Consider the following 2570-nt stretch of genomic DNA (forward strand, 5'->3'; position numbering starts at 1 on the left):
CATAATCGAGTCTGCGGTCCGAATTCCGGCATGCCGAAATCTGTCCCGTTCAGGGGTCGTGCTGCTGTAGTGATTTGCCGCCGGTGCGGCTCAAGGGGGTGGCTGCCGAAGAACCGTTACGGCTCCGTGGCAACTCGGAGAACACTACGGACCGGCCTCGCCCGTGTCAACCCGGTCCGATCGGTCCCGGCCGCGGACCCCGAACACCGGCTTCCCCTGCGGCCCCACCGCCCTCGGTCGAGGTCAGTCGAGGTCGTTCAGGCGCCCGCCGGCATCCGGCTGGGCGTCCTCCACGCGGCGCAGCAGCCGGGTCAGCATCTCGCCGAGCACCGCGCGCTCCTCGCCGGAGAGGTCCTGGAGGAGGTCGCCCTCGAAGACCGTCGCCATCCGCATCGCCTCCAGCCACTTGGCGCGGCCTTCGCTCGTGATGCCGATGATGACGCGGACCCGGTTGTTCTCGTCGCGCTCCCGCGTGACGAGGCCCTCGCCGACCATGCGGTCGATGCGGTGCGTCATGGCCGCCGGGGTCAGCCCGAGGCGCTTCGCCAGCTCGCCGGGGCCCAGCCGGTAGGGCTCGCCGGCCAGTACGAGGGCCTTGAGCACCTCCCACTCGGTGTTGCTGATGCCGAGGTCGGCGGTCTGTCGCCCGTAGGCGACGTTCATGCGGCGGTTGAGGCGGCTCAGGGCCGAGACGACCTTCTCCACCTGCGGATCTAGGTCATGGAACTCGCGCTGGTAGGCAGCGATCTGTTCGTCGAGGCTCGGCTCTGGTGGGCCGGGGGTGTCAGCCATGCGCCGCAGTATGGCACGAGTGATTGGCGTTAAAGCCCTTTGATATGTACTCTTTAGCTTCGAACTTTAGAGTTGAAGTCTTCAGGCTTGGACTCTACCCCCTTCTTCCCACCCCACTCCTCACTACCTAGGAGGTGAGCGTGACCACCGCGATGGGCGCAGCACTGCGCCGGATTCAGCTGGGCAACGCACTGAGTGCGTTCGGCAACGGCTTCACCGTCCCCTTCCTGTTCATCTACGTGTCTCAGGTACGGGACCTCGGCGCGAGTACGGCAGGCATCGTCCTCGCGACCTTCGCCGTGGCCGCGCTCGCCGTGCTGCCCTTCACCGGTGCCGCCATCGACCGGCGGGGGCCGCTGCCCGTGGCCGTCGTCGGCACGGTCTCCGCCGCCGTCGGGTCCCTGGGTCTCGGGCTCGCCCAGACCGAGCCGATGGCCATCGCCGCCGCGGCTCTCCTGGGCGCGGGCATCGCGGTCATCCAGCCGGCGCTGGCGACGATGATCGTGTGGTGCTCCACCCCGGCCACCCGGTCGCGGTCCTTCGCGACGCAGTTCTTCCTGAACAACCTGGGGCTCGGCGTCGGCGGACTGCTCGGCGGGCAGCTGGTGGACACCTCGGACCCGTCGAGCTTCGTGCGGCTGTTCGCGATCGAGTCGGTGATGTTCCTGGTGCTGGGCGCGATCCTGGCGACCGTGCGGCTGCCGAACACGGCCAAGGTCGAGGACTCGGTGCCGCAGGAAGCCGCCAAGGGCGGCTGGCGGACGCTGCTCTCGGACCGGGCGATGGTGCAGCTGTGCGTGCTGGGCTTCGTGATGTTCTTCGCCTGCTACGGACAGTTCGAGTCGGGCCTGTCCGCGTACGCCGTCGAGGTCACCCGGATCTCCCCCGCCACGCTGGGCGTGGCGCTGGCCGCCAACACGGCCGCCATCGTGCTGGCGCAGTTCGTCGTGCTGAAGCTCGTCGAGCGGCGGCGGCGCAGCCGGGTCATCGCGCTGGTCGGGGTCGTCTGGACCGTGGCGTGGATCGCGGCCGGGGTCTCCGGGCTGGTGCACGGGGCGCAGGCCGTCGCCACCACGCTGCTCATCTCGACGTACGCGCTCTTCGGGCTCGGCGAGTCGATGCTGTCGCCGACGATGGCGCCGCTGGTCGCCGACCTGGCTCCGGCGCGGCTGGTCGGCCAGTACAACTCGGCCTTCGCCCTCGTGAAGCAGCTCGCGCTGGCGATCGGTCCGGCCGTCGGCGGGCTGATGGCCGGGGGCGGCATGTACGTCGCCTATATAGCGATGCTGGTCGTCTGCTCGCTCGGGATCAGCGCGCTCGCGCTGCGGCTGGGGCGGCGGCTGTCCCTGCGGCAGGACAACCCGCTGCGGGCTCAGGCGGCGCAGGCCCAGGCGTCGGAGTCGGAGTCGGCGGACTCGACGGACACGGTCGCCGTGGCCGCCTGACCCTGCCCTCGCTCGTACCGCCGCCGTGGCCCGGAAGCCGACGCTTCCGGGCCACGGTCGTGTGCGCGTACGGGACTCGCGTCCGTACCGCTCATCCCAGGGGGAGCGCTCATCCCATGGGGAGGGCGAATTCGCACCAGACGGCTTTTCCGCCGCCCGGGGTGCGGCGTGAGCCCCAGGAGGAGGCGATGGTGGCGATGATCGAGATGCCGCGGCCGGCCTCGTCGGCCGGTTCGGGCTTGCGGCGGCGCGGCAGGTGGTCGTCTCCGTCGGTGACTTCGATTATCAGGCGGCGGTCCGTGCGGCGCAGTCTCAGCCGCATGGGCGGGGTGC

General features: G+C 70.2%; 3 protein-coding genes. 1 reads left to right on the top strand and 2 read right to left on the bottom strand.

Features of this window, described 5'->3' with window-relative positions:
• Nucleotides 1–243: 243 nt before the first annotated feature.
• A complete protein-coding gene (locus ACFU99_RS40495) occupies nucleotides 244–792 on the bottom strand; it encodes a MarR family winged helix-turn-helix transcriptional regulator (RefSeq protein WP_384402830.1) in 549 nt (182 codons plus the stop codon).
• Nucleotides 793–932: 140 nt separating this feature from the next.
• Between ACFU99_RS40495 and ACFU99_RS40500 the strand changes: the two genes are divergently transcribed.
• On the top strand, nucleotides 933–2237 hold the full coding sequence (locus ACFU99_RS40500) for an MFS transporter (RefSeq protein WP_384402833.1): 1305 nt from the start codon (nucleotides 933–935) through the stop codon (nucleotides 2235–2237).
• Nucleotides 2238–2346: 109 nt separating this feature from the next.
• Here the strand turns inward: ACFU99_RS40500 and ACFU99_RS40505 are convergent.
• Nucleotides 2347–2570, bottom strand: a 224-nt coding sequence (locus ACFU99_RS40505) for an ATP-binding protein (RefSeq protein WP_384402836.1), incomplete at its 5' end; no start/stop codon positions are given.

It is taken from the genome of Streptomyces sp. NPDC057654 (assembly GCF_042800135.1).
Lineage (GTDB): Bacteria > Actinomycetota > Actinomycetes > Streptomycetales > Streptomycetaceae > Streptomyces.